We start from the raw sequence: 25,417 nt of genomic DNA on the forward strand, positions 1-25,417 counted from the left end.
GGACTTGCCCGGTGCGCGGATCGTGAAAAATCGTAGGCCGCCGGCTGCGTCGCGTCTACCAACCGGCGGTTGGAAGGGTTAACTCGGTTAGCTTGCTTTACCCGGGCCTACCGCCCCAGCGCTTGTTTCGAAGCCGACAAAAGTTCTTCCTCGTCCACCACTCCGGCCATGTAATTGGCAATAATTCGGGACGCGAGCGATTCGCGCTGTTGTTCCGATTGGCCGTCAATCTTCAAACGATTGAACACGCGGCCAAGTAGCGCCAGCTCGGAAGGGTTGAAAACACCCGAATCCTCTGCTCTTCCATGAAGCGGCATGACAAACCCCCTTCGCCCAGAGATTTTGTTCGTGCAACATTATTATACACTAAAAAACCGCGCCCCGTTGCAGAATCGCAGACGCGAGAGATGAGCCCTCGCGGAAGATCTGTGACCGGTGAGGGCGACCTCACATCAGATCTTCAGCAACCCCGTCGAATTTCTTGAGGCCTGCGCTTGGCGGCTTCTGCTTGTGAAGTCCCTGTTCAGTTGCGGCCGCCTCGAAGGCGGCGAACGCAGCTTGGTGACTGCAATGTCCGGCCAGGCATTCCTCGATCATTCGGATTGCTTCAAGACGGGACGGCTTGTCCATGGATGGCCAGGGTTGCTGAAGAGCCTTGGCAGCGTCGGCTATCGACGCGACCATCATCGGCCTGCGATTCAGGTAGATTGTAATCGGAATGAACGCCGTCATTTTTGTCGCTCACCAGGATTGAAGGCGGTTAAACGCGAAGAGATGGCGGTGGTTGCATCATCGTGAATTCAGAGCGCCGATGCCCGATGCCATCGAGGCTGAACACGCCTAGCTCGGTGCCAACACGCAGGGGCTGGTCGTCCGAAGAGCCTTGGTCGTTTCGGTTCCATGAACGAAGAAGCCCGCGCCCCACGGAGGGGAAGGACGCGGGCTGATCGGAGGGGACAATCCGATCTCGCAGCATTTCTATGCGCACAGGAAATATTGCTGCAGGAGGCGAACGTCTTGCCCGTGCCAGTGTTCCATACGGAGACAAAAAAGCCCGCCGCGCCTTTCGCCAAGGCGGTCGATGAAGGCCTGGATATCAATCCCTATTGGGCCGCACCTAAATTCCAGATGTCCCGATGCAGGCGCCATGTCCCGTCGTCGCCCTTTTTCCAGACGACGATGTACTTGCCCGCTACGGTGGAGAGGGCGCCGTCTTTGCTCGGCACATCAAGCGTAAATGCGCCAACTTCGTAGGCGAGGTTCGCGCTCTCTTCCACTTCCAGCGCCTTCAGGGTGAGATTCTTCATCCCGCCTTTGATCGCGCCCTGCCAGAATTCTTCCACGCCCTTGCGGCCATCGACGCGCTTGCCGTCGGGCGGCAGCACGGCAGCATCCTCGGTATACATTTGACCCACCGCCGCCGCGTTTCCGCTGTTGAAGGCGTCCGTGAATTTCGTCAGCGCCGCTTCGATGTCCTCGCGAGCCGACTGGGCGGCCACAGACAGTGCTGACGAAAGAAGCAGCACAGCAGCAAATGCAAATGACTTAACCAGTCTCATCTCGTCCTCCCTTTGCGTGATATCCACCGGATGAATAGTGCCCATCCCGAGTGCGCCGCCGCGCCCGCGCAATGGCCAGATCATGACTTACATTAGACTTGTCTGATATGATGGCGCAAGCGCCAGACGTTCTCGACAACAGGCCAGAAAGCGACTGCCGTGGAACCTTTCAAAGCCAAATGCCTTGGATCACGTCGCGCGTGCCGTAGACAGCGCCGACCTCTTGCCGGATTTCAATCGATACGACCGGCCGAGATTGGCGATCTCCTGATCGCGTGCACGGTTGCGCTCGCTCCTGCGCGTGACTGTGCCGCGCGCAGATCAGCAATAGCAGCGTGGGTTCGATGCCGTCATTGGAGCGGAACCCATGAGGAAGAAAATCTGTGAACGGCCCTGTAAACGGATCGGAATGCCATTCTCCCGAAGTCGGGAATATGGCACTATGTCTTTGAAAATACTGGCGATCCCGACAGGATTCGAACCTGTGACCATCGGCTTAGAAGGCCGGTGCTCTATCCAGCTGAGCTACGGGACCGCTGGGCCGACGCCAAGGCCGGCTGAATTATGCGATGGGCGTTTGCCGGTCAATGCGTCCAGGGCGTCCTGCGGTCATAGCGGAAATTCTCCGCATAGGAAATCTGGCGGCGCTTGGTTTCCTTCGGCTCCTCGACACGGAAGGCCAGCCCCTCTTTCTCGGCATAGGCCACCGCCTCTTCCCTCGTGTCGAAGGTGAGCCTGATCTGGCTGCGCATGTCGCCCGACGTGGTGTAGCCCATCAGCGGATCGATTTTCTTGCGCATCTCGGGATCGAATTCCAGCACCCAGTGGCCGGTCTTGGCCTTGCCGGACTGCATCGCGGTTTTGGCTGGGCTGAAAATGCGCGCGGACATGGTCACCTCGTTGCTACGTGCAAGCGGCACCTGCCGCTGTATTCCCGTCATTACTTCGCAATGCAGCCGGCGGCAAGGCCGATGGTTTTTGCGCTCCTGTCGCGGACCTGAACCAAGCAGAATGAGGACTACGCAATCTGCTGTGACGGCGTCGGCTGCAAGGCAGCTTGCCAAGCCCGTTGCACCGTCTTGGCGCGTTCAGCCGCACGGGGGCATGCCGCGACCGAACTAAGCCATTGCTATATTTGACAGCTGACGCTATTATCGGTCAAACGAATGAATTCGAGGGAAAAAGTTGGCATGGTCGATGTCGGTGTGTGGTTGCGCGATCGGATAAGCCGACGTTCCGTCCTTACAGGAAGTCTTGCTGCCGTGGGCGGCACGGCGATTGCTGCCCGCAGCGCGCTCGGTCAGTCCGCCCAGCATAGCGGTCATGACATAGCGGCGGTGGCCGCCACCGATCCGGCACCTCATCATATGAATGCTCATGGCGCGATGGTCACCGTCGGGGAGGTGGACAACGCCGCCAACGGTTTTGATCCGATCCCGATGCTGACGGACTGGGAGCGAGGGACGGTCTCAGTTCTGCCCGATGGGCGCACGTTCAGGACGTTCGAGGTGACGGCCGTGGACAAGACGATCGAGATCGCACCGGGCGTGTTCTTCCCGGCATGGACGTATAACGGCCGCGTGCCCGGTCCGGCGCTGCGCGCCAAGGAAGGCGAGCGCATTCGCATCGTCTTCAAGAACAACGGCTCGCATCCGCACTCGATGCATTTCCACGGCATCCATGCCGCCCGCATGGATGGAATTCCCGGCGCCGGGCTGGTCGATCCGGGTGGCGAGTTCGTCTACGAATTCGACGCCAAGCCCTTTGGCTGCCATCTGTATCATTGCCACGCCTTGCCGCTGAAGAGGCACATCCACAAGGGCATGTATGGGGCCTTTGTCATCGACCCGGACCCGGATCGCCATCCCGACCATGCCGAGATCGCCCGGTCGCGGCTTCTCGACACGCCCGAGAATGCCGGCTGGCAAGAGCTGGTGATGGTCATGAACGGATTCGACACCAATTTCGACGAGGAGAACGAATTCTACGCCGCCAACACCATCGCCCACGCCTATGCGAAGACGCCGATCCGCATCGTGCGAGGCAAGCCGGTGCGCATCTATCTGGTCAATGTGGTGGAATTCGATCCCATCAACTCGTTTCATCTGCATGGAAATTTCTTCGACTATTTCGATCAGGGCACGACGCTGACGCCGACCTTGAAAACGGTCGACCTCATCATCCAGTGCCAGGCCCAGCGCGGCATCCTGGAATTCACCTTCGCCGAGCACGAACCGGGCCTCTACATGTTCCACGCGCATCAAAGCGAGTTCACGGAGCTCGGCTGGATGGGCATGTTCGACGTCGTCGAGGCGCTGGCATGAACAAGGTCGTCACCATCGATTCACCGGCAAGGCCGCGCAGCCGTTGGTTGTGGATCGGCCTGCCCCTTGCCGCGCTCGCCATTGCGGTGGCGTGGATCATCGCCGTCAATCCGCTGCAAGGATTGTCAAACGGCGCGCCCGCCGTCGAGAAACTGACTTTCGAGCGTGTCGTCCTCGATACATCAGGCCTTCATCTTCTGGTCAGGGCCGGCGGCTCCGAGCCGATGACCATCGCCCAGGTCCAGGTCGACGGCGCCTACTGGCAATTCACCCAGGACCCGCCGGGCACCATCGCGCGTGCTTCCACGGCGTGGATCAATCTGCCTTTCCCGTGGGTTCTGGGTGAAACGCACACGGTCAATCTGGTAACCAATTCAGGCGTCACCTTCGAACATTTGATCGAAGTTGCCGTGCCGACGCCTACCGCCACTGCGGGACAGCTCAAGCTGCAGGGACTGGTCGGCATCATCGTCGGCGTGCTGCCTGTCGCCATTGGCCTCATGTTCTATCCGGCGCTGCGCGGTGTCGGACAGAGCGGCATGAACTTCCTGTTGGCGCTGACCATCGGGTTGCTCGCCTTTCTGCTGGTCGACACGATCGAAGAATCCTTCGAGCTTGTCGGAACCGCAGCCGCTGTGTTCCAGGGGCCGGTCATGGTGGTGCTGGCGGGTCTGGCCAGCTTTCTTGTCCTGATGGCGATCGGGCGGCGGCGCGGCACGCCGACAGGGCTGGCGTTGGCCACCTATATCGCGCTCGGCATCGGCCTTCACAATCTCGGCGAGGGCCTTGCCATCGGCGCTGCCTTCGTGGCCGGCTCGGCAAGCCTCGGAACCTTCCTGGTGCTCGGCTTCGCCCTGCATAATATTACCGAAGGCATCGGCATCGCCGCTCCGATGCTGAAGGAGCGGCCGCCGCTGTGGACGTTCGCAGGCCTGACCTTGCTCGCCGGTGGGCCTGCGGTTATCGGCATGTGGCTCGGCAGCCTGGCCTATGCGCCGCAATGGTCGGCGCTGGCGCTTGCCATCGGCGCCGGCGCGATCCTGCAGGTCATCGTCGAGGTCGGCGCCTATCTGATGCGCCGCAACCAGAAGGGCATCGATGCCTTCTTCACGCCACCGGTCATGGGCGGCCTGGCGGCCGGCGTCGCCTTCATGTACGCGACGGCCGCTTTCATAAAGGTCTGACCGGACAGGAGCCTGGTCCTGAGGCGGCTGCTGTAAAACCGTTGCGCGCGACTTGGCTGGCTGCAATTCCGGCCCCGCTCTCCGCCCGGGCCTGCCGTTTGTTCCGTTTTCGTCTTTTAGGGGTTGCGCAGCCAAGCCCGGAACCCTATAGCCCGCAAGGACTCGGAGTGTAGCGCAGCCTGGTAGCGCATCTGGTTTGGGACCAGAGGGTCGGGAGTTCGAATCTCTCCACTCCGACCATTCATTCACAGCAAATCATCGGCCATGCTGCCGGCGCACCTGCGCCGGGCAGCATCTGCGACTGGCGAAGCACGGAAGCGACCGACGGGCAGCCCGGGTTTTCGAGCGTGCCCGCCCTGAGCTCCGAAGCGTCAGCCCTGGATGAACGCCAGGAGATCCGGATTGATGATCTCCGGGTGGGTGGTGCACATTCCGTGTGGCAGGCCCTTGTAGACCTTGAGCGTGCCGTGCTTCACCAGCTTGGCTGCAAGCAGAGCGGAGTCGGCAATCGGCACGATCTGGTCGTCATCGCCGTGCATGATCAGGACAGGCACGTCGATCTTCCTAAGGTCCTCGGTGAAGTCGGTTTCGGAAAAAGCCTCGATACAGTCGTAATGGGCCTTGGCTCCGCCCATCATGCCCTGGCGCCACCAATTGTCGACAGCTCCTTGCGAGACCTTGGCGCCCTCGCGATTAAAGCCGTAGAACGGGCCGGCCGGCACGTCCCTGTAGAACTGGGCGCGGTTGGCCACGAGCGCGGCACGGAAGCCGTCGAATACCTCGATCGGCAGGCCGCCGGGGTTATTGTCGGTCTTGACCATGATCGGCGGCACCGCGCCGATCAGCACCGCCTTGGCGACGCGTCCTTCGCCACCGTAGCGGGCAACGTAACGCGCCACCTCGCCGCCGCCGGTCGAGTGACCGATATGGACGGCGTTCTTGAGATCAAGATGGGCAACCAGGGCCGCGACATCGGCGGCATAGGTGTCCATCTCGTTGCCGGTCGCCGTCTGTGTCGAGCGGCCATGTCCGCGCCGGTCATGCGCGATCACGCGATAGCCCTTGTCGAGGAAGAACAGCATCTGGTTGTCCCAGTCATCGGCGCTGAGCGGCCAGCCGTGATGGAACACGATTGGTTGGCCTGTGCCCCAATCCTTGTAGAAAATCTCGGTGCCGTCCTTGGTGGTGAATGTGCTCATCGTCGTACTCCTTGATGTGGTTGGCCGAATTGGTTGGGCGAAGGTCCGTTCCTCCTGTGGACAAGCTACTGCAATGGGGTCATGGTGAGAATTGGCAAAACAGACATTGGACATGGCAAAACTGACAGATGGTTGCGGCGCGTGATCCGGTCGAAATCGGCCTCGTTGTGTATCCCGGCGTTCAGGAAGCGGCTGTTCTTGGCCTGACCGATCTCTTCCAGCTGGCCAACCGGCTGGCCGCCGAACGGTCGCCGGACGCGCAGAGGCTTCGTGTCAGCCATTGGCAGTGGCAGGAGGCGAGCCAAACGGTCATCCGCACCTTCGACAGCGAGCCCGGCCCCGGCAATGGACCTGCCATGGTCATCTTGCCTCCGACCCTAGGCGATCCGATTCCTCGCGGGGCGGCCGCGCCCTACGCCGACTGGCTCAGGGCCCGCCATGCGGCAGGCGCGACGCTCGGCTCGGTCTGCGCCGGCGCCTTCGTGCTTGCCGAGGCCGGCCTGCTGTCTGGCCGTGCTGCGACCACGCATTGGGCCTATCGCGACGCGCTGGCGATGCGCTTTCCCGACATCGCACTGGATGCCGACAAGCTGGTCATCGATGATGGCGACATCATCACCGCCGGCGGCTACATGGCTTGGACCGATCTCGGCCTAAAACTCGTCGACCGGGTGCTCGGGCCGACCGTCATGATGGACACTGCCCGTTTCATGCTGGTGGATCCGCCGGGACGAGAGCAGCGCTTCTACAGCCCCTTTGCTCCCAGGCTGAACCATGGCGACGAGGCCATCCTCAAAGTGCAGCACTGGCTCCAGGCGAGAGGCGCGCGCGATGTGACGCTTGCCACTATGGCGGAGCATGCGGCCTTGGAGGAGCGGACTTTTTTGCGCCGCTTTCGCAACGCCACCGGCCTCAAGCCGACCGAGTATTGCCAGCACCTGCGCGTCGGCAAGGCGCGTGAGATGCTGGAAGCGACGACCCGATCAATCGACCAGATCGCCTGGGATGTCGGCTATGACGATCCCGGCTCCTTCCGCAAAGTGTTCGCCAGGATAACCGGCCTGGTGCCGGGCGATTACCGCAGGCGTTTTGGCGTGGAACGAGCGGCGCTTGTGGCCGGCGAGCGCTGAGCGGTGGCCCAGCCGTGCTTGCCCCGCGTCGACTGCCGCTGGAGGATGCGTGTGTTTGATGAGGTCTATGATGCCACGACCAACCGCACGATGATGCAGAGGAAGCCCAAGCCGCTGTGGCTGTTGCGGTGGCCGCGCCAGGCGATCGGGCTGAAGCGGAAGTGCGAGGTGAGCCAATGACTGACCGATCAATCACGAGTTGCGACGAATGCGGCAGCATATATTTCGTCGAAAGCAGTGCAATGGCCAGCCTTTGTGCTGAATGCGCGTTTCATCTCTATGGATACCCCGCCTGCGAACATCAGTTCAAAAACAGCCGATGCACAGCCTGCGGGTGGGACGGCTCTCGGTCAAAATATATCGCCGGCGTTATTTCAAGGGAAAGCTCATAGGTGGGAGCGTCGACCCTGTCGCCTTGTCGCGGCATGTGACGCAGACAACCCATGCTTAGAGAGCGCTTTCGATATCGGTCCTCGAAAAATCGTCGCCGATATAAAGCAGGCGGCAGGCATGTTCCTTGGCCACCTCATAGGCGAAGCAGTCACCGAAATTGAGCGCGGCCGGGTGAACGCCCTTACCCCACTTTGCGTAGGCTTCGGCGATGCGACGCGCAGAGGCCGGCGTTACTGCCGCAATTTCGAAACCAAGCCCGTCGATCAGGCCGGACAGCTCTTCGCCGACATTGCGCCGCGCCGCGACGATCAGCGCTTCGGCCACGGTGCCGGCGGAAATCAGAATGTCGTCTTCAGCCTCGAGCGCCGCGATGCAGACATCAGCCTCCGGCTCGTCAAGAACGATCGCCATCAGCGCCGAGGTATCGACCACGATCATTCAGGCAGGCCATCATCACCGTAGAGGAAATCCTGGCTTCGCGCGGCGGATGGCCCGGCCTTCGCCCTCGCGGCGCCGGATGCGCGCATCGCCTCCAGCAGTGCCCGACGGCTTTTCCTGTCCGGCACTGCCTTGACGGGAACCAGGCGCACGGCCGCATGACCGTGACGGGTCAGAATGATTTCGTCGCCTGCCTCGGCACGACGCACCAATTCGGTCAGCTGTCCCTTGGCGTCTGTAACGGATACCTGCATCGCCACTCCTCTATGGACCATCCTCTGGTCCATATTTGCAGTGAAAATAGACCATTCAACGGTCCATTACAACGGCCAAAGGCAAGCTCGCCGGGAGGAGAACCCCAACCGCCCCGTCTCCCGGCGAGCCTACAACCTGATTTGATACGCAATCAGGACCGGGGTTAGCCGGCAAGGCTGACGTTGCAAGACAGATGCCAATACTGGTTTCCCGAAATGGGACACCGGCTAAGCCTGCCGTATCAGATCTCGAACTCGCCCTGCCCCTCATCCATGGCGCTGACGGTTTCGGCGGCGAGCGCCCTCGTGATCGGCGTCTTGCGCTCCAGTGCCGTGCGATCGAGCCGCTCCACCACCCGCATCGCCGTGCCCAGCGAGCGTTCGATGCGGCGCACCAGATATTGCACGACATGCGGCTCGACCTCGACCTGGCGGTCGGCGAACAGTTTGGTGATGACGCCGGCCAGCAAGAGATCGTCGGGCTCGTGGATCTCGACCGTCGCCGCCGCTTTCAGCCGCGAAGCGAGGTCCGGAAGCCTGACGCCCCAGGCGGACGGAAAGCGCCGCGCGGTCAAGAGCAAGGTCGAGCCGGCCCCGCGCACCGCATTGATCAGATGGAACAGCCCCTCTTCATCGACCGCGCCGGCATCGACGTCGTCGATCAGGGCAGGCCGCGCGCCGAGGCCCGCCATGCAGTCGCCGATGCGCCTGACCTCGACTGTCACGGCCCCGGCGCGGGCGCGCCAGATCGAGGCCAGGTGGGTTTTTCCAGAGCCCGCCGGACCGGCGAGCACGACCACCGGCGACGGCCAGTCCGGCCAGCGATCGACCAGCGCCACCGCCTGGCTGTTGGTGCCGGAGACGACGAGCTCGTCGCGCGAGTAACCGGTGCCGTGGCCGAGATCGAGCGGCAACTGGCGCGGCGGATCGATCTTGTTGTCCGGCATCTGGCTCAACTGCGCGGCCCACCGCTCCCGCGGCGACGCGCCGGCAGCGGCGGGACAGGTTCGGTGCTGTGGCCCTTGTAGAGCGGCGATTCCAAATAACGGGCGATGGCAAAACGCACCAGCACGGCAACGGCGGCCGAGGCCGGCACGGCGATCAGCAGGCCGACGAAGCCGAACAGCGCGCCGAAGGCAAACAGCGAAAACATCAGCCACACCGGATGCAGGCCGACGCTTTTTCCCACCAGCCTCGGCTGCAGGATGTTGCCCTCGATGAACTGGCCGACGAAGAACACGCCGGCCACCGCCGCGATCATGGTCCAGTCGGGCCAGAACTGAACGAAGGCAACGCCGACGGCCAGGACCAACCCGGTCAGCGAGCCGACATAGGGGATGAAGGAGATCAGCCCGGCGAACAGGCCGATCAGGATGCCGAAATTCAGGCCGGTCAACGTCAGGCCGGTGGCGTACATGGCGCCCAGCACCAGGCACAGCGTGCCCTGGCCGCGCACAAAACCGGCGGTAGCGGTGTTGATGTCGTTGGCGATGGCCCTGACGGTCTTGACATAATCGCGCGGCACCCAGCTGTCGACGATCGCCACCATGCGGTCCCAGTCGAGCAGCATGTAGAAGGCAACGACTGGTGTCACCACGAACAGGCTGACCACCGACACCAGCGCCACGCCGGAGCTCCAGATCGATGTGAACACCGTGGTCAGGAGGCCGAAGCCGGAGGTCAGCAGCGAATTCAAGCCTTCGCGCAGGCCATTGGCGTCGACGCCGAATTTCTCTTCCAGCCATCTCGGATCGAAGCTGGTGATCAGGGTCTGCAGCCGGGTCAGGTATTCCGGCAGCTTGCTGGCGAAATCGGCCATCTGCGAGGCCAGCACCGGAACGAGGATGACGAAAGCCAGCACCAGAACGACGATGAAGGCAAACAGGATGACAACCGTCGCCATCAGCCTGGACAGGCCGAGCCGCTGCAGCCGGTCGGCGACCGGGTCGAGGAAGTAGGCGAGGACCATGCCGGCGACGAACGGCAAAAGGATGCCGCTGAAGACATAGAGGAAGACCGCGAGGATGATGGCGCTGATCAGCCAGAAGCGGATTTGGCGGCGAAACACGCCAGACGCGGCGGCATCGGCGGCCGCAGCCTCGGCTGCCGCGTCGATGTCCTGGTCAGGTGTCCGGTGTGGAGCCTTCGCCATAGCCGCTCATATGCCTCAGCCAAGCCACGAGATAGGCCGCGGCCGAAGCCACGGTCAAGACCCCGGACAGCAATATGAGCACCGGCCTGAGCGGATCGAGATCGAGGGCGAGGGCCAGTTCGCCCAGCACCACCGCCGCCAGCACGATCTGGATGGCGGTGTTGGCCTTGGACACGAACAGCGGCTTCATCTCGACCGGGTGGGCCATGACGGTGGACAAAAGCACGGCGCAGACGATCAGCGCATCGCGCGACACCATGGTGACGACCAGCCACAGCGGCAATTCACCGATGAAGCCCAGCACCACGAACACCGAGACCAGCAGCAATTTGTCGGCCATCGGATCGAGATAGGCGCCAAGCCGCGAAAACTGGTTGAAATGGCGAGCGATGAAGCCGTCGACACCGTCGGAAATGCCGGCGATGAGGAAGCCGGCGAAAGCCCAGTCCCAGTGCGCCTGCAGCATGGCCAGCACCACGCCCGGCACCAGCACGAAACGCATGATCGTGATCATGTTGGGGATGGTCAAACGCATGTCCCGTCGTTTCTGTTTTAATGATACATGATGGAGATAGGACGCTACGGCAAGTGGCGACGCTCTCTCCTCGCTCACCTGCTCCACCCCAGACCGAAAAAACGAACCTAGCGAATGACGATGGCACAGAGATTTACAATCGCCCTGCGTGTCACACTTTGCTATTTGGCCGGAGTAACAGAAAGCCTCCTAGCTTTCGCATCTTTTACAACTCCACACCGCGACGCGTCGATGCATGACCTTTTGATCAGTTTCGTTCTTGCCTTGGTGGTCGGCCTTCTGCCGTCTTGGCCTCTCTGGCTGGTGGCTGCCGCCATGGCGTTCGTTTTCGGGCGGTCAGTCGCCGTAAACCCGGGTGTCTGGACTGTGGCGGCAAGTTTGATCGCCGCCGTTTTCTCCTACGGGGTCCTCCCGAGCGACGAGGTCAGGTCCTTAGCGACCGTCGGCGCCCTCGCCGCTGCGCTGGCGGGCATTTCTTTCTACTGCTGGAGCGTAGGGAGCCCGGTTCGGCCGATCTCCAATTGAACATCGCCATCGCTCGCTTGCCTTGCGAGGCAAAAGCGTTCATGCGAAGAGCCCTCAAGCAAGTGGAAACAGAGATGAGCAGGCGCCAGAAATGAGCAAGCGCAAGAACGGGCTCACTTATGCCGAGGCGGGTGTCGACATCGATGCCGGCAATCTCATGGTCGAGAAGATCAAGCCGCTGGTGCGCGCGACGCGCCGGCCGGGCGCCGATGGCGAGATCGGCGGCTTCGGCGGCCTGTTCGACCTCAAGGCCGCCGGCTTCACGGACCCGGTGCTGGTCGCCGCCAATGACGGCGTCGGCACCAAGCTGAAGATCGCCATCGATGCGGGCAAGCACGACACGATCGGCATCGATCTCGTCGCCATGTGCGTCAACGACATCGTCGTGCAAGGCGCCGAGCCATTGTTCTTCCTCGACTATTTCGCCACCGGCAAGCTCGACCCCGACCAGGGTGCTTCGATTGTCGGCGGCATCGCCGAGGGCTGCCGACAGGCCGGATGCGCGCTGATCGGCGGCGAGACGGCGGAAATGCCCGGCATGTATCACGGCAAGGACTACGACCTTGCCGGCTTTGCCGTGGGCGCGGCCGAACGTGGCCAGCTACTGCCGACAGACGACATCGTCGAGGGCGACGTGCTGTTGGGACTGGCCTCGTCGGGCCTGCATTCGAACGGCTTTTCGCTGGTCCGCCGCATCGTCGCGACAAGCGGCCTTGCGTGGTCCGATCCGGCGCCCTTCAATGATGAAGCCACGCTGGCCGAGGCGCTGCTCGAGCCGACACGCATCTACGTCAAGTCGATCCTCAAGGCGATCCGCGGCACGCATGGCATCAAGGCGCTGGCCCACATCACCGGCGGCGGCTTTCCTGAAAACATCCCGCGCGTCTTGCCGAAGGATTTTTCCGCCGAGCTCGACCTCGACGCCATCGAGGTGCCACCGGTATTCTCATGGCTGGCGGAGACCGGCGGCGTGGCGCCCGAAGAGATGATGCGCACCTTCAATTGCGGCGTCGGCATGATCCTCGCCGTCGCCTCCGGCCAGGCCGCACAGGTCGCGGCCGTGCTGCAGGAGGCCGGCGAGACTGTGGCGCCGATCGGCCGCATCGTGCCGCGCCGCAACGCCGGCGTCATCTATCGGGGCTCGATCGGCCTATGAGCACGCGCAAACGCACCGTGGTGCTGATTTCGGGACGCGGCTCCAACATGACGGCGCTGATCGCCGCGGCCAGCAACCCGGACTATCCGGCCGAGATCGTCGGCGTCATTTCCGACCGGGCCAATGCCGCCGGTCTAGGCATCGCCGCGGCGCGCGGCATCCCTACCAAGGTGATTTCGCGGGCCGACCATACCAGCAAGGAAGCGCATGACGGAGCGATCGACGCGGCACTTGTCTCGTTCGGCGCCGAGATCGTGACGCTGGCCGGTTACATGCGCATCCTCGGCGCGCGCTTCGTCGAGAAGTGGCTGGGACGGATGATCAACATCCACCCTGCCCTGTTGCCTGCTTTCAAGGGGCTGGATACGCATGCGCGAGCTATCCGCGCGGGCATTCGCATCCATGGTTGCACGGTGCATTTCGTCACGCTCGATATGGATGACGGCCCGATCATCGCCCAGGCTGCCGTGCCGGTGATGGTCGGTGACAATGAGGATACGCTTGCCGCCCGCGTGCTGAAGGCCGAGCACCGGCTTTATCCGCTGGCGCTCGGGCTGGTCGCCGAAGGCAAGGCGCGGATGGAAGGCGGCCGTACCGTGCTTGCCCACTTCGCCGACGATGCAGACAACAGCACTTCCGTGGTCATGGCGCCCGATCCGCTGCGCGAGGAGACCGATCTCGAGCATCTGGCGCGCATCACACCATGAGAGCCATCCTTGAAGATGGTAGCAAATATTGCTACCATCTTCACAAGGAGACAGTTTGATGGCGACAGTCGAAAAAGTCAGCGTGGCGCTTTCCCCCGAACTGCTGGACATGGTCAAGGGCGCGGTGGCCAGCGGGCAATACGGTTCGGCAAGCGAAGTAATCCGCGAAGCGCTCCGCGAATGGCGCCTTCGCCAGCCCTTGCGCGAAGCGGAAGCGGAGCGGCTGCGGAAAGCCTGGACGGAAGGGCTGGAGAGCGGCCCGTTCGCGCCTTTCGACATCGAGGACATCAAGCTGAAGGCGCACAGCCGGTTCAGCGACGCTGCCAAAAAAACACAGCGGAATGGCTGACATCCTCATTGTCCGCAGCCCGGCCGCCGAAAACGATCTGATCGAAATCTGGTTTGGCATTGCGACGGACAGCCCGCTTGCCGCGGATCGCTTTCTGGACGCCATAGCGGCGCGCATCTTGCAATTGGCCAGCTTCCCTGAATCCGGCCCCAAGAGACCGGACATCGGCGCCGAGGTGAGAGCGCTGACGATCGGCAATTATCTCGTGCTTTATCGCTTGGCAAAACAACGCGTCGAGGTCGTTCGCTTCGTGCATGGCGCGCGCGACGTCTCGGCGCTATTTTGAAAGATCATGGCAACTGCAATTGGCAGCAGCTGGCGGACATCACGCCCTGAGCAGAGGCTGGCATGGCGACAATGAAACAACTCCTTCTTCTGCGTCATGCCAAGTCGAGTTGGGACGATCCTGACCTCATCGACTTCGACCGGCCGCTTTCCGGGCGCGGGCTGAAGGCGGCCCCGCTGATCGGGCGCGAACTGGCCAGGCAGGGCTGGCTGCCCGATGTGGCGCTGGTATCTCCAGCGCTGCGCAGCCGCGACACATGGCGGCTGGTCTCGGCGGAATTGCCGGCGAAAACGCCGGCCAAATTTGTTCAGGCGCTCTACGAGGCCAGTGCGGCAGACGTTCTCGCCAAGGTACGGCAGGCAAATGCTGTAACAAGCACCCTTCTGGTGATTGGCCACAATCCCGGTCTGGAGGAATTCGCGCGCCGGCTTGCCGGCGCCGGATCGGATGCCGCGGCACTCAAAAGGCTTGAAGAAAAATTTCCGACGGCGGCGCTTGCCCGCTTCGTTTTTGACGGCGACTGGGCACGGCTGGCCCTCGACGAGGCGCGGCTGACACACTGCGTTTGGCCGAAGGATCTGCGCTAGCGCATGGCCCGAAAATCGGAATCGATTTTTGCTGCGCTGACTTTCAGTTCGGAAAGGATCATGCGCAAAAATCAAAGCGTCATTTGTGCGTCCCAAAAAGGGCGGCGCTGCTGACGGTGACTCGATATGCAAAAGCAAGAGCGGCGGGCCAAACCCGCCGCTCTTTGAGTTCCGGAGCTTGAGGACTTAGCGGCGGCCCCAGTTGCCCCGGCCAGATTGAGGCGCGACGGACTGATCCGAGCCGGACTGGCGCGTCGTATCGGTGTTGACGGCATTATGCTCGGTCGGGAGCAGCTTGCGGATCGAACCCGTGAGCGTGTTGTCGACATTTCCAACAGGCGCATTGCCAACCGGCGCAGCCGGCTGGTTGACGCCGTCCGAACCATAGTGGTCGCTGCCGGCAAAGGCGCTGCCTGTAGCAATGAGGACGGCAGCGGCGGTAAGAGCAATCTTGGTCATTTTTCAGGTACTCCAGTATTTCCATGTTTTCAGTGTTGTTGTCCGTCTAGTGGCGTGCCTTGGGAGGATCTCGCGTCGTTCGGACTAGTGTGAGGTGGGTTGGCAGTGCCGCGATTTCCAATCACGAAGATGTTCCGGCTAAGCCCGGAATCGGGTGCTTGAAATCCGCCAAAAGGCTTCCTTCGCCACAATCTTTTGCATTCTTTTCAATTTGTTATGCGAATTTGCCTGCCGCGAGGCGCAGGCATTTGCTGAGCCGGCGTTCACCCGGTCCTGCACGATGCGTCAACAGAAACGAACCGATCGGTTCGATTCCTCCACTGATGCGCAAACGAAATTTCGCAGAGCTACCGGCTTTGCGTTGCCGCCTTAGACGTGCACGTCACCAAAGGAGAGTTCGCCATCGTCGCCAGCAGCCAGGAAGGCAGTGACCAGCAGGCCGGCATAGAGGGCGGCGACCAGCACGACGATGACCACGCCGGGAATGGGCCCCAGGGCAGCGCCGGTGACGGCCTCGCGCACCGAACCGACGAAGCCGATGCGGACACCCTCCGTTAGAAGACTGGGTGTCGACAGTTTGAGGATCCAGGCCATCAGCAGGATCAGCAGCATGTGGATGTAGTTTCGACGCAGACGACGCGCCAACGCCGCTCGTTGCGAAATGAGGAATTTTGGAGCGCGCAGGCTTTCGCCGACGATCAATAGCCAATCGGACGCAAAGTCCGGCTGCGGCGAGAATATCTGCGCGAAATAGTGCCGTTCGAACTGGCGCACGCGGGCCCGGTAAACGTCGAAGAAGCGATATCGCCGCGCTTCTATCCACAGCAGCAACAGGACAAGCAGCATGGCAAAAAGCAGCACGCCGTGATGCGCGCTAGCCGTCGAAAGCGAGACGGACAGCATCGCCGCGACGACCGTTATCGCCCAATTGCTCGTCCGGTCCAGGCGGTCGCGCCACCCCGTCATGCGTAGAATTTCGGCGCGATGAAAGTGTGACATCGTGGTTACGAGTTCGCCGGGCGAAAGCGTTCTTCCAATGGGGTCCGGCGCTGCCGACACATCTGCCATCTCCATGCCTCCGACCGCCACGCAAAAACGGCTGGAGGGATATATCGTTCCGACGCTTCAATTGGCCGAGCGCAGCCAGACCTTGTTGTCGTGAAAAGCCGCACCGCCATAGGGCGCTGGCGCGTCGGCGCCGGTTAGCACGTTGATGCCCTCGCCCCGCTCATGGGCGCTGTTCGGCCATATGCCCTCGGCCACTACGACGCCGCGCTTGAGGCCATCGAACAATCTTGCGTGCAGCACGACTTCGCCGCGCGCATTGCCGATCTCGACGCGATCGCCGTTGGCCAGCCCATAAGCTGCCGCATCGTCCGGATGCAAAAGCAGTTCCGGCCGGCCCTCCTTGGCCTTCGACACCGGCGTCTCCGAAAACGTCGAGTTGAGGAAATTGCGCGCCGGCGAGGTGGTCAGCCGGAACGGATGCGCCGCATCCGCCACCTCGATCAGGTCGATATGGTCGGGAAATTCCGGCAGGCTTGCCACCGGCCCGAACAGGCCCATGCTTTTCGGCGGCCGGTTGGGCGCCGCCTGACCGGTCCAGTCGGCGCGGAAGCGGAATTTTCCGTCCGCGTGGCCGAAGCCGTTGATGAAATGCGCCGCCTCGAAATCCGGCTGCAAATCGACCCATTTTTCGTCCCTGAGGCTCGAAAAACTGCCCAGGCCCCGCTTGCCCAGGATGATGTCGATATGCTGTTGCTCGGTCATGCCGAAGCCAGGCTTTTCGCCAACGCCCAGCCTTTTACCGAGCTCCTCGATGACGAAATGGTTGGTGCGCGGCCCTTCCGGCGGGTCGATCAGCTTCGGACCGAGCGTGATATGCTGGTTACCGCCGCCCTTGTAGACGTCATCATGCTCGAGGAACATCGTCGCCGGCAGCACGACATCGGCAAGTTTTGCGGTGTCAGTCATGAATTGCTCGTGCACGCAGGAAAATAGGTCGTCGCGCAGAAAACCCTGCTTCACCAGCCGCTGCTCCGGCGCGACATTGACCGGATTGGTGTTCTGGATCAGCAGCGCCGTCACCGGCGGGCCGCCATAGAGCGCATCCTCAGCGCCGGTCAGCACGGGGCCGATGCGCGAATGGTCGAGATGGCGGATCGCGGGATCGCGCATCCGCGTGCCTTCCAGCAGTTCCTGGTTCAGCTTGAAGATGCCCGAATTGGAATGGAACGCGCCGCCGCCCTCATACTGCCAGCAGCCGGTGACCGCGGCGATCGAGGCCGCGGCATGCATGTTGACCGAGCCGTTGCGCTGGCGCGAGAAGCCGTAGCCGAGGCGGAAATAGGTTTTCTTCGTCGTGCCGACGAGATGGGCGAATGCCTCGATCTCGTCGACGGAAAGCCCGGTGATACCAGCCGCCCATTGCGGCGTCCTCGTCTGAAGATGCGCTTCCAGACCGTGCGGGTCGTCGGTGTATTTTTCCAAATAGGCGCGGTCGGCCATGCCGTCACGAAACAGCACATGCATCACTGCGCAGGCCAGTGCGCCGTCGGTGCCGGGCTTCAGCACCAGGCCGAGATCGGCCTGTTTCATCGTCGCGTTCTCGTAGACGTCGATGACGACGATTTTCGCGCCGCGTTCCTTGCGCGCCTTGATCGCGTGGGTCATGACGTTGACCTGGGTGACCACTGCATTGGTGCCCCAGATCACCACGCAGTCGGACTTGGCCATCTCGCGCGGGTCGGGACCGCGCAACGCGCCGGCGCCCATCATCCAGCCGGTCCAGGCCAGGTTGGTGCAGATCGAACCGAAGAAGCCGGAATATTTCTTGGCGTGCCTGAGCCGCTCGATGCCGTCGCGCTGCACCAACCCCATCGTGCCGGCATAGTAATAGGGCCAGACCGTCTCCGAGCCGTATTTTGCCTCGGCCGCGATGAACTTTTCGGCGACGAGGTCGAGTGCCGCCTCCCAGCTCGCTTCCTTCCAAAGGCCCTCACCCTTGGCGCCGGCGCGGATCAGCGGCTTCAGCAGGCGGTCGGGGTGATGGACGCGGTCGGCATAGCGGGCGACCTTGGCGCAGATGACGCCTGATGTGTAGCTGTTGGCCTTGGCGCCATGGACGCGACCAATGCGCCTGCTGTCGAGCAGCTCGACCTCGAGCGCGCAGGTCGACGGGCAATCATGCGGACAGGCCGAATGGCCGATTCTGAGCTTGGCGTGTTGATTCATAGGGCCAAACTAGCCGTATATGGCAGCGGCGTGTAGGGCCAGATGGCGCTACTCCGCCGTGCCTTCCTCGTATTCCGCCGACATCGACAGCCATTTTTCTTCGTGGGCGGCCAACGTCTGGGCAAGCTGCGAGCGCTCCTTGGCCAGCTGTGTCGCCGTCGACGGGTCTTTTTCATAGACCGCCGGATTGGCGAGCTCGTCCTCGATCAAGTCGATGCGCTTGCGGATGCGGTCCATCAGCGCTTCTGTGGCGCGGATCTCCTTGGCCAGCGGCTCGAAGGCCGCGCGGCGTGCCGCCGCGTCGCGGCGACGGTCGGCCTTCGAGGCTTTTTCGGCCTCGCGCTTGCCGCGGCGGTCGCCGGACACGCCGGTGACCAGCGTCTTGTAGTCCTCGAGATCGCCGTCATAGGGATTGACCGCGCCGTCCTTGACCAGCCACAGCCGGTCGGCCGTCGCCTCGAGCAGATGGCGGTCGTGCGAAATCAGGATGACGGCGCCGGGAAATTCGTTCAGCGCATGGATCAGCGATTCACGGCTGTCGATATCAAGATGGTTGGTCGGTTCGTCGAGGATGAACAGGTTTGGTCCTTCGAAGGCCGACAAGCCCATCAAGAGCCGCGCCTTCTCGCCGCCGGACAGGTCCTTGGCGGCGGTGTTCATCTTCTCGGTGGTCAGGCCGAACTGGGCGACACGGCCGCGCACCTTCGATTCCGGTGCTTCCGGCATCAGCCGGCGGACATGCTCATAGGCGTTTTCGTTCGGTCGGAGGTCGTCGAGCTGATGCTGGGCAAAGATCGCCACTTTCAGGCCGGGCGCCACCGTCATGGTGCCGCTCTCCTGCTTCAGCCGGCCCGACAGCAATTTGGCAAAGGTCGACTTGCCGTTGCCGTTGGCGCCGAGCAGCGCGATGCGGTCGTCGGCATCGATGCGCAGCGTCATCTTCTTCAGGATCGGCTCACCCTCGACATAGCCGACATTCACATTGTTCAGCGCAATGATCGGCGAGGCCACGGTCTTCACCGGCTCGGGGAAGGAGAACGGCCGCACGTTGTCGTTCACAATCGCGGCGATCGGCTTCATCTTCTCCAGCGCCTTGATACGCGACTGCGCTTGTCTCGCCTTAGAGGCCTTGGCCCGGAAGCGCTCGACGAAGGACTCCATGTGCTTGCGCGCGGCTTCCTGCTTGACCCTGCCCTTCTCCTGGAGCTCGCGCTGCTCGGTGTATTGGCGCTCGAACTGGTCGTAACCGCCGCGCCAGAAGGTCAGCTTCTTCTGGTCGAGATGGACGATCGAGTTGACGGCGCGGTTAAGCAGGTCGCGGTCGTGCGAGATCAGAAGCACGGTGTGCGGATATTTCGACACGTAGTTTTCCAGCCACAGCGTGCCTTCGAGGTCGAGATAGTTGGTCGGCTCGTCGAGCAGCAGCAGATCGGGCTCGGCAAACAGCACTGCCGCCAGCGCCACCCGCATGCGCCAGCCGCCGGAGAAGGACGAGGCCGGCCGCCGCTGGGCGTCGTCATCAAAGCCGAGGCCGGCGAGGATGGTGGCGGCGCGCGACTCGGCCGAATGCGCGTCGATGTCGGCCAGCCGCATGTGGATGTCGGCGATGCGGTGCGGATCGGTCGCCGTCTTTTCTTCTTCGAGCAATGCGGAGCGTTCAAGGTCGGCCTTGAGCACGATCTCGATCAGCGGCTCCTCGGTGCCGGGCGCTTCCTGCGCCACCTGGCCGATGCGCGTGTTCTTCGGCAGGCTGATCGAGCCGGTCTCGGAGGCGAGATCGCCGGTGATCGCCTTGAACAAGGTGGTCTTGCCGGTGCCGTTACGGCCGACAAGCCCTGCCTTGCTGCCGGCCGGCAAGGTCAGCGAGGCATGGTCGAGAAGCAGGCGTCCGGCCATACGGAGCGAAAGGTCGTTAATGATCAGCATGGCCGCGCTTTTGCACGGGACGTCGGCGCTTCGCAAGACCTTGAGCGCCGGTTGGTTGCATAAGGCATGAAAATGGCCGGCGGCGGCAGGTTGCCTGATGCCGCGGGAGGGGAAGACGATCGATCCAATCGCCGGCCTCGCCGGATCAGAGGGCCGACTCTGAATTGGGCCGGGAACCTGCAGCGACGGCGCGTCGCCTGGCGAGCATCGACTACTCGCATCCGAAAATTGCGCATTTGTCAGTTAATTGCCCGTGCAACGCGGTCGTCTTCAGCGATCGCACCATGACGCAAGGGCAAGACTCAGCTATGTCTAGGTGTGCGGCGGACCTGATACCCGCCTGGCCGGCGCCATCTCCTCCCAAGCGGCGCCGGCCATTTTTTCCCACAGCGTTCACTGTGCCGGCGGTGTGCCGGGTTGATCACCGCCTGACATCGATTTGGGTGCAGGGTCGACCTGCGGGTTTTGATCGACGGTGCCGGGGGCCTTCGTCGGCGGGATATTGTTGTCGCAAGCCGCCACAGCCAGGGCTGCGGCTAAAGCCAGCAAGATTGAGAGCTTATTCATCGCAACCTCCTGTCACCGGGCAAACGAGACGGTGCCGATTTGGTTGCACGCTCAGGCAGAGCTCGGGGCGTTTGGAGAACGGGGGAACAAAAAGCCGCCTCTTCGGTTGGTCCACACCAATGGAGAAAATCATGATCCGTCTGCTCATAGCAGGGGCCGCCGTCTACGTGGCCTACCGCATAGTCAGGGAAATCATCGACGAAGTGCCCGACGACTTCGATCCGCTGTTGCTGCCACCTCCCGAAGACGACAAGTCGCTGCGGCGGCAGTCGGCGGCGATGGGCGTAGAGCCAGAGCGCTAGATCGAATTCATCGGCTGGTGCGTCAATAGGGTCGGCGCGTCGATCGCAACTCTCACGTCGAAACCGTTGCGAACAAAGCAGAAACGATGCTTGATGGGCAATGAACCTCGCTGCCCGTGATTCGACCTTCCGGCCTGCCTATCTCGCGAAGCTGAATGCCGAGCAGTGCCTTGCCGTCGAGCATGGCGACGGCAAGGTCGCTGGCCCGTTGCTGGTAATCGCCGGCGCCGGCTCCGGCAAGACCAGCACGCTGGCGCATCGCGTTGCGCATCTGATCGTCAGAGGCGCCGATCCCAGGCGCATCCTTTTGATGACGTTTTCGCGTCGCGCCGCATCGGAACTCGCCAAGCGGGTCGAGCGCATCGCCGGCGAGGTGCTCGGCCGGGACGCTTCAGTTATCACCGATGCTCTCACCTGGGCCGGCACGTTTCACGGCATCGGCGCCAGGCTGCTGCGCGACCACGCGCTGGAGATCGGCCTCGATCCGGCCTTCACCATCCACGACCGCGAGGATTCGGCCGACCTGATGAACCTCGCCCGGCACGAACTCGGCTTCTCGAAGACGGAAGGCCGTTTCCCGACCAAGGGCACGTGCCTGGCGATCTATTCGCGCGCCGTCAACGCGCAGGCGCCGCTTGGCGAGGTTCTGGGTTCGGTGTTTCCCTGGTGCGCGGGGTGGGCAGAACAGCTTAAGGCGCTGTTCGCCCGATATGTCGAGGCCAAGCAGGCGCAGAACGTGCTCGATTACGACGACCTGCTGCTCTACTGGGCGCAGATGGGGGGCGAGCCGGAGATATCGGCGCATCTGGGTGGGCGCTTCGACCATGTTCTGGTCGACGAATACCAGGACACCAACCGGCTGCAGGCCTCGATCCTCACGGCACTCAAGCCGGACGGATCCGGGCTGACGGTGGTCGGCGACGATGCGCAGTCGATCTACTCGTTTCGCGCGGCGGAAGTGCGCAACATCCTCGACTTCCCAAAACAGTTCGCGCGGCCGGCCGAGATCGTCATGCTTGAGCGCAACTACCGCTCGACCGAGACCGTCCTGGCCGCCGCCAATGCGGTGATCGGCGAGGCCTCGGAGCGCTTTACCAAGAACCTATGGACGGAGCGTAAATCGGCCGAAAAGCCGAAGCTGGTCAGCGTTCGCGACGAGGCCGAGCAGGCGAGTTACGTCTGCCAGGCGATCCTGACCGAGCGCGAGGCCGGCACGGCGCTGAAGGCGCAGGCCGTGCTGTTTCGCGCCTCGCACCACAGCGGGCCGCTGGAGATCGAGTTGACGCGCCGCAACATCCCGTTCGTCAAATTCGGCGGGCTGAAATTCCTCGACGCCGCCCATGTCAAGGACGTGCTGGCGGTGCTGCGCTTCGCCGAAAACCCGCGCGACCGCGTCGCCGGTTTTCGCGTGCTGCAGCTCTTGCCCGGCATCGGCCCTTCGGCAGCTTCGCAGATCGTCGACACCATGGCCACGTCGCTCGACGAAGCGATGGGTCTGGCGCGCTACCGGCCGCCGCAACGCGCCGCCGACGACTGGCAGGGTTTCGTCACGCTGTTCTCGCAGCTTCGCACCGGGTCGGGAAAATGGCCTGTTGATCTCGAACAGGTCAGGCTCTGGTATGAGCCGCATCTCGACCGCATCCACGAGGACGCAACGACGCGCCGGGCCGATATTCTGCAGCTCGAGCAGATCGCCTCGGGCTATGCCTCGCGCGAGCGTTTCCTCACCGAGCTGACGCTCGATCCGCCGGATGCAACCAGCGACGAGGCCGGACCGCCGCATCGCGACGAGGACTATTTGATCCTGTCGACCATCCATTCGGCCAAGGGCCAGGAATGGAAGAACGTCTTCGTGCTCAACACCGTAGACGGCTGCATCCCGATCGACCTCGCCGTCGGCTCGAAGGAGGATATCGACGAGGAGCGCCGCCTGCTCTACGTGGCGATGACGCGGGCCAAGGACGGCCTGCATCTGGTCATGCCGCAGCGCTTCTTCGTCCACGGCCAGGCGGCGCGTGGCGATCGCCACGTTTACGCCTCGCGCACCCGCTTCATCCCAGCCTCGATCCTCGGTGCCTTCGAACAGACATCATGGGCGAGCGTCCAGGCCAAGGACGATCCGCGTCGCCAGCCGCAAGTGCGCGTCGACCTCGGCGCCCGCATGCGTGACATGTGGAAGTAGGCCGCCTCTTCGGCACGGCGCTCATGCCACTGAGCTTGGTGGCGAAAATCAAATCTCGGCAACATGGAACCTGATGCCGCAATCCGCGTTTCTGGGCGTCCGACCCAGATCGGAGAGCGGCGTCCGCCGTCACCTCCGCCCAATACGAGAGGCCAGAATGCACGACACGATGCCCTTCACCCCGGTCGCCGTTACCGTCGGCGCCGGCCATAAGCGCATGATCGCTTCGCTCTTCGACATGCATGAGTTCCTGACCGAGTTCCCGCCATCGCGACGACGCCTGAGCTATGGCGCGGCGGTGAAGGCCTGCGAGGCAGCACGCGCCGGCGAGATCTCGCCGGAAGCGGCACGCGATGCCTTGATCACCCTCGCGGTGACGGCAGGCATTCTCTGGCCTTCGGCGCAGCCGGCGGTCTCAGTCAAGCCGGTCGCCCGAGGCCAGGGCGGATACGCCGCCTGACGCCTGGCTAGGCCTCTTGCGAGCGTGACCCGTCGAGATGCTGCACATCTTCGACGGGTTTTACTTTCAATCGATCATGATCGATCCGGATGATCCCAAATCAGGCGTAGGCGCGCCCCTCGTCGCTACGCTGGAACAGCGTCAGGTCGAGTGACACCGAAGGCCGGCCCAGAACGGTTAGGATCGTGTGCGCCTGGCCGCGGTGATGGGTCTGGTGGTTGAAGAAATGATCGAGCGCCGGCGCCAATCTCTGCGACACGGTGCGCATGTCAGAGACGGTCATGTAGGAGAAGCGGCCGGACAAAGCCTTGTCGCTCAACGCCCCGACCCAGTCGATGATCCTCTTGTCTTCGGCCTCGCGCGCCAGCCGCAAGCCCGGCAAGGCGCGGTGCAGGATCGTGTCGAGCCTGGCCGGCGCGTCGCCCTCGCCGGTAAACCGCCTCATCCAGATGCGGTCGGCGGTCAGAACATGGTTGAGCGTGCCCATTATCGAGCCGAAGAAAGCACCGACATTGCGGTGGAATTCTTCGTCGTCGAGATCGGCCGCGGCATCGTAGATGCGGCTATTGGCCCACTGATTGTAGGCCGCAAACATCATGAAGTGCTGTCTCATCTTTTTCTCCCGACCCGCAAGACCCCGTTCCGGGTGCCTACCGCATCGGCCCAAAAATCGGTACCGTTTTTCGGAAAAAACACGATGCGTAGATTCAAAAACGCTAGAGCATACTTTGTGCATCCAAGTGGACGCACCTCGTTCTAGTAGACCGCAAGGAAGCCGCCGCCAATGACCATTCTGCTCTATGACCTCGTCGGACGCGATGCTGCCCGTCCGTTCAGCCCGCATTGCTGGAAGGCGGCGATGGCGCTCGCCCACAAAGGGCTCGACGTCTCAACCGTGCCGACACGCTTTCTCGAAGTGCCCACTGTCGAAGGCGGCGTTTCAAAGCTCGTTCCGGTGATCCGCGACGGCCAGAAGGTGGTCGCCGATTCCTTCGCCATCGCGCTCTATCTCGACGAGGCCTATCCTGAGCGGCCGACATTGTTTTCCGGCGACGGCGGCAAGGCGATGGCGCGGTTCATCGAACGCTGGTCGCAACTGACCATCCACCCCTATGTCACCACTGCGGCGATCATGGACCTCCACGCCATGCAGGACGAGGCGAACGCCGCCTATTTCCGCCAGAGCCGCGAGCAGCGCTTCGGCAAGAGGCTGGAAGAGGTGATGGCGGCGCGAGACACCGGCCTAGACGCCTTCCGCGCCTCGCTGGAGCCGTTGCGCTCGACGCTCAGCTATCAGCCGTTCATCGGCGGCCAATCACCGCTGTTTGCCGACTACATCGTCTTCGGCGCGCTGCAATGGGCGCGCATCGCCTCGCCCTACCGGTTGCTCGACGACAGCGATGCGGTGGCGCAGTGGTTCGAGCGCTGCCTCGATCTGCATGACGGCCTCGGCCGCAAGGTGGCGGCGGCTGTATAGGGGAATAGGGGAATAGGGGAATAGGGGAATAG

General features: G+C 62.7%; 29 protein-coding genes and 2 tRNA genes. 14 read left to right on the plus strand and 17 right to left on the minus strand.

The genetic code is table 11. From position 1 onward, the window contains the following. Positions 1–107 precede the first annotated feature (107 nt). From EOC94_RS31640 to EOC94_RS31660, 5 genes are all read right to left on the minus strand, one after another. The gene (locus EOC94_RS31640) at positions 108–317 is read right to left on the minus strand and encodes a hypothetical protein (RefSeq protein ID WP_095489318.1); all 210 of its coding nucleotides are present in this window, start codon (positions 315–317) and stop codon (positions 108–110) included. Positions 318–447: 130 nt separating this feature from the next. Continuing rightward, positions 448–732, minus strand: a complete 285-nt coding sequence (locus tag EOC94_RS31645; RefSeq protein WP_127295467.1) for a DUF982 domain-containing protein — start codon at positions 730–732, stop codon at positions 448–450. Between the two features lie 371 nt (positions 733–1,103). After that, positions 1,104–1,643 carry an SgcJ/EcaC family oxidoreductase gene (locus tag EOC94_RS31650; protein WP_095489320.1) on the minus strand — a complete coding sequence of 180 codons (540 nt, stop codon included), beginning with the start codon at positions 1,641–1,643 and terminating at the stop codon, positions 1,104–1,106. Between the two features lie 374 nt (positions 1,644–2,017). Next, positions 2,018–2,094, minus strand: a tRNA-Arg gene (locus EOC94_RS31655). Positions 2,095–2,143: 49 nt separating this feature from the next. Continuing rightward, the gene (locus tag EOC94_RS31660) at positions 2,144–2,449 is read right to left on the minus strand and encodes an ETC complex I subunit (protein ID WP_015318428.1); all 306 of its coding nucleotides are present in this window, start codon (positions 2,447–2,449) and stop codon (positions 2,144–2,146) included. Between the two features lie 300 nt (positions 2,450–2,749). On the opposite strand from EOC94_RS31660, the gene EOC94_RS31665 reads away from it, so the two are divergent. The 3 genes from EOC94_RS31665 (at position 2,750) to EOC94_RS31675 (ending at position 5,307) form a co-directional block, all read left to right on the plus strand. Then, entirely contained in the window at positions 2,750–3,883 is a 1,134-nt protein-coding gene (locus EOC94_RS31665; protein ID WP_127295469.1) for a multicopper oxidase domain-containing protein, read from the plus strand. Next, positions 3,880–5,067 (plus strand): metal transporter, encoded by a 1,188-nt coding sequence (locus EOC94_RS31670; RefSeq protein ID WP_095489322.1) that lies wholly within the window; start codon positions 3,880–3,882, stop codon positions 5,065–5,067. Before EOC94_RS31665 ends, EOC94_RS31670 begins: the two co-directional genes overlap by 4 nt. 163 nt (positions 5,068–5,230) lie before the next feature. After that, positions 5,231–5,307, plus strand: a tRNA-Pro gene (locus tag EOC94_RS31675). 131 nt (positions 5,308–5,438) lie between these two features. Here the strand turns inward: EOC94_RS31675 and EOC94_RS31680 are convergent. After that, a complete protein-coding gene (locus EOC94_RS31680) occupies positions 5,439–6,266 on the minus strand; it encodes an alpha/beta hydrolase (RefSeq protein ID WP_127206505.1) in 828 nt (275 codons plus the stop codon). Positions 6,267–6,394: 128 nt separating this feature from the next. Here EOC94_RS31680 and EOC94_RS31685 point away from each other — a divergent pair, with 128 nt between their 5' ends. Further along, positions 6,395–7,396 (plus strand): GlxA family transcriptional regulator, encoded by a 1,002-nt coding sequence (locus EOC94_RS31685; RefSeq protein WP_127295471.1) that lies wholly within the window; start codon positions 6,395–6,397, stop codon positions 7,394–7,396. Positions 7,397–7,447: 51 nt separating this feature from the next. Further along, positions 7,448–7,576: a hypothetical protein gene (locus EOC94_RS35195; protein WP_280953346.1), complete on the plus strand. Its 129-nt coding sequence runs from the start codon at positions 7,448–7,450 to the stop codon at positions 7,574–7,576. Positions 7,577–7,843: 267 nt separating this feature from the next. On the opposite strand, the gene EOC94_RS31695 is transcribed toward EOC94_RS35195, so the two are convergent. From EOC94_RS31695 to EOC94_RS31715, 5 genes are all read right to left on the minus strand, one after another. Next, the gene (locus tag EOC94_RS31695) at positions 7,844–8,227 is read right to left on the minus strand and encodes a type II toxin-antitoxin system VapC family toxin (protein ID WP_095483250.1); all 384 of its coding nucleotides are present in this window, start codon (positions 8,225–8,227) and stop codon (positions 7,844–7,846) included. Further along, positions 8,224–8,481 (minus strand): type II toxin-antitoxin system prevent-host-death family antitoxin, encoded by a 258-nt coding sequence (locus EOC94_RS31700; RefSeq protein ID WP_095483249.1) that lies wholly within the window; start codon positions 8,479–8,481, stop codon positions 8,224–8,226. The genes EOC94_RS31695 and EOC94_RS31700 overlap by 4 nt, the downstream gene beginning before the upstream one ends. A 242-nt stretch (positions 8,482–8,723) precedes the next feature. Further along, positions 8,724–9,428, minus strand: a complete 705-nt coding sequence (hdaA, locus tag EOC94_RS31705) for a DnaA regulatory inactivator HdaA (RefSeq protein WP_127295475.1) — start codon at positions 9,426–9,428, stop codon at positions 8,724–8,726. A gap of 5 nt (positions 9,429–9,433) precedes the next feature. Then, a complete protein-coding gene (locus EOC94_RS31710) occupies positions 9,434–10,633 on the minus strand; it encodes an AI-2E family transporter (RefSeq protein ID WP_095483246.1) in 1,200 nt (399 codons plus the stop codon). After that, positions 10,605–11,162 (minus strand): CDP-alcohol phosphatidyltransferase family protein, encoded by a 558-nt coding sequence (locus EOC94_RS31715; protein ID WP_127295487.1) that lies wholly within the window; start codon positions 11,160–11,162, stop codon positions 10,605–10,607. Before EOC94_RS31715 ends, EOC94_RS31710 begins: the two co-directional genes overlap by 29 nt. 622 nt (positions 11,163–11,784) lie before the next feature. Between EOC94_RS31715 and purM the strand changes: the two genes are divergently transcribed. The 5 genes from purM (at position 11,785) to EOC94_RS31740 (ending at position 14,778) form a co-directional block, all read left to right on the plus strand. Continuing rightward, positions 11,785–12,849, plus strand: a complete 1,065-nt coding sequence (gene purM, locus EOC94_RS31720; RefSeq protein ID WP_127295477.1) for a phosphoribosylformylglycinamidine cyclo-ligase — start codon at positions 11,785–11,787, stop codon at positions 12,847–12,849. Beyond that, positions 12,846–13,556, plus strand: coding sequence for a phosphoribosylglycinamide formyltransferase (purN, locus tag EOC94_RS31725; protein ID WP_095483243.1), 711 nt, complete (start codon positions 12,846–12,848; stop codon positions 13,554–13,556). Before purM ends, purN begins: the two co-directional genes overlap by 4 nt. Before the next feature lie 58 nt (positions 13,557–13,614). Continuing rightward, entirely contained in the window at positions 13,615–13,905 is a 291-nt protein-coding gene (locus tag EOC94_RS31730; RefSeq protein ID WP_095483242.1) for a type II toxin-antitoxin system ParD family antitoxin, read from the plus strand. Continuing rightward, a complete protein-coding gene (locus EOC94_RS31735; RefSeq protein WP_095483241.1) occupies positions 13,898–14,191 on the plus strand; it encodes a type II toxin-antitoxin system RelE/ParE family toxin in 294 nt (97 codons plus the stop codon). Before EOC94_RS31730 ends, EOC94_RS31735 begins: the two co-directional genes overlap by 8 nt. 71 nt (positions 14,192–14,262) lie before the next feature. Then, complete coding sequence (locus EOC94_RS31740) at positions 14,263–14,778, plus strand: histidine phosphatase family protein (RefSeq protein ID WP_126107539.1); 516 nt, start codon at positions 14,263–14,265, stop codon at positions 14,776–14,778. A gap of 186 nt (positions 14,779–14,964) precedes the next feature. Here the strand turns inward: EOC94_RS31740 and EOC94_RS31745 are convergent, their stop codons facing one another. The 5 genes from EOC94_RS31745 to EOC94_RS34255 all read right to left on the minus strand — a co-directional run bounded on the left by EOC94_RS31745 (position 14,965) and on the right by EOC94_RS34255 (position 20,964). Further along, positions 14,965–15,237: a DUF680 domain-containing protein gene (locus tag EOC94_RS31745; RefSeq protein WP_127295479.1), complete on the minus strand. Its 273-nt coding sequence runs from the start codon at positions 15,235–15,237 to the stop codon at positions 14,965–14,967. 369 nt (positions 15,238–15,606) lie between these two features. After that, positions 15,607–16,305 carry a DUF2270 domain-containing protein gene (locus EOC94_RS31750; protein ID WP_127295481.1) on the minus strand — a complete coding sequence of 233 codons (699 nt, stop codon included), beginning with the start codon at positions 16,303–16,305 and terminating at the stop codon, positions 15,607–15,609. Between the two features lie 57 nt (positions 16,306–16,362). Then, entirely contained in the window at positions 16,363–18,471 is a 2,109-nt protein-coding gene (locus tag EOC94_RS31755) for a molybdopterin oxidoreductase family protein (RefSeq protein WP_127206486.1), read from the minus strand. Positions 18,472–18,519: 48 nt separating this feature from the next. Further along, entirely contained in the window at positions 18,520–20,397 is a 1,878-nt protein-coding gene (locus EOC94_RS31760; protein ID WP_127295483.1) for an ABC-F family ATP-binding cassette domain-containing protein, read from the minus strand. A gap of 393 nt (positions 20,398–20,790) precedes the next feature. Next, entirely contained in the window at positions 20,791–20,964 is a 174-nt protein-coding gene (locus EOC94_RS34255) for a hypothetical protein (protein ID WP_164547240.1), read from the minus strand. A 131-nt stretch (positions 20,965–21,095) separates the two neighbouring features. On the opposite strand from EOC94_RS34255, the gene EOC94_RS34260 reads away from it, so the two are divergent. The 3 genes from EOC94_RS34260 to EOC94_RS31770 all read left to right on the plus strand — a co-directional run bounded on the left by EOC94_RS34260 (position 21,096) and on the right by EOC94_RS31770 (position 23,908). Beyond that, positions 21,096–21,266 (plus strand): hypothetical protein, encoded by a 171-nt coding sequence (locus EOC94_RS34260; RefSeq protein WP_164547241.1) that lies wholly within the window; start codon positions 21,096–21,098, stop codon positions 21,264–21,266. A 100-nt stretch (positions 21,267–21,366) separates the two neighbouring features. After that, positions 21,367–23,448 carry an ATP-dependent helicase gene (locus EOC94_RS31765; RefSeq protein ID WP_127295485.1) on the plus strand — a complete coding sequence of 694 codons (2,082 nt, stop codon included), beginning with the start codon at positions 21,367–21,369 and terminating at the stop codon, positions 23,446–23,448. Between the two features lie 157 nt (positions 23,449–23,605). After that, positions 23,606–23,908: a DUF982 domain-containing protein gene (locus tag EOC94_RS31770; protein WP_127206626.1), complete on the plus strand. Its 303-nt coding sequence runs from the start codon at positions 23,606–23,608 to the stop codon at positions 23,906–23,908. Between the two features lie 100 nt (positions 23,909–24,008). On the opposite strand, the gene EOC94_RS31775 is transcribed toward EOC94_RS31770, so the two are convergent. Beyond that, positions 24,009–24,521 carry a DinB family protein gene (locus EOC94_RS31775; protein WP_095483231.1) on the minus strand — a complete coding sequence of 171 codons (513 nt, stop codon included), beginning with the start codon at positions 24,519–24,521 and terminating at the stop codon, positions 24,009–24,011. Positions 24,522–24,692: 171 nt separating this feature from the next. Between EOC94_RS31775 and EOC94_RS31780 the strand changes: the two genes are divergently transcribed. Further along, positions 24,693–25,385, plus strand: a complete 693-nt coding sequence (locus EOC94_RS31780) for a glutathione S-transferase family protein (RefSeq protein ID WP_127206625.1) — start codon at positions 24,693–24,695, stop codon at positions 25,383–25,385. Positions 25,386–25,417: the final 32 nt, after the last annotated feature.

It is taken from the genome of Mesorhizobium sp. M6A.T.Ce.TU.016.01.1.1 (assembly GCF_003997065.1).
In the GTDB taxonomy this organism is placed as follows: Bacteria; Pseudomonadota; Alphaproteobacteria; order Rhizobiales; family Rhizobiaceae; genus Mesorhizobium; species Mesorhizobium mediterraneum.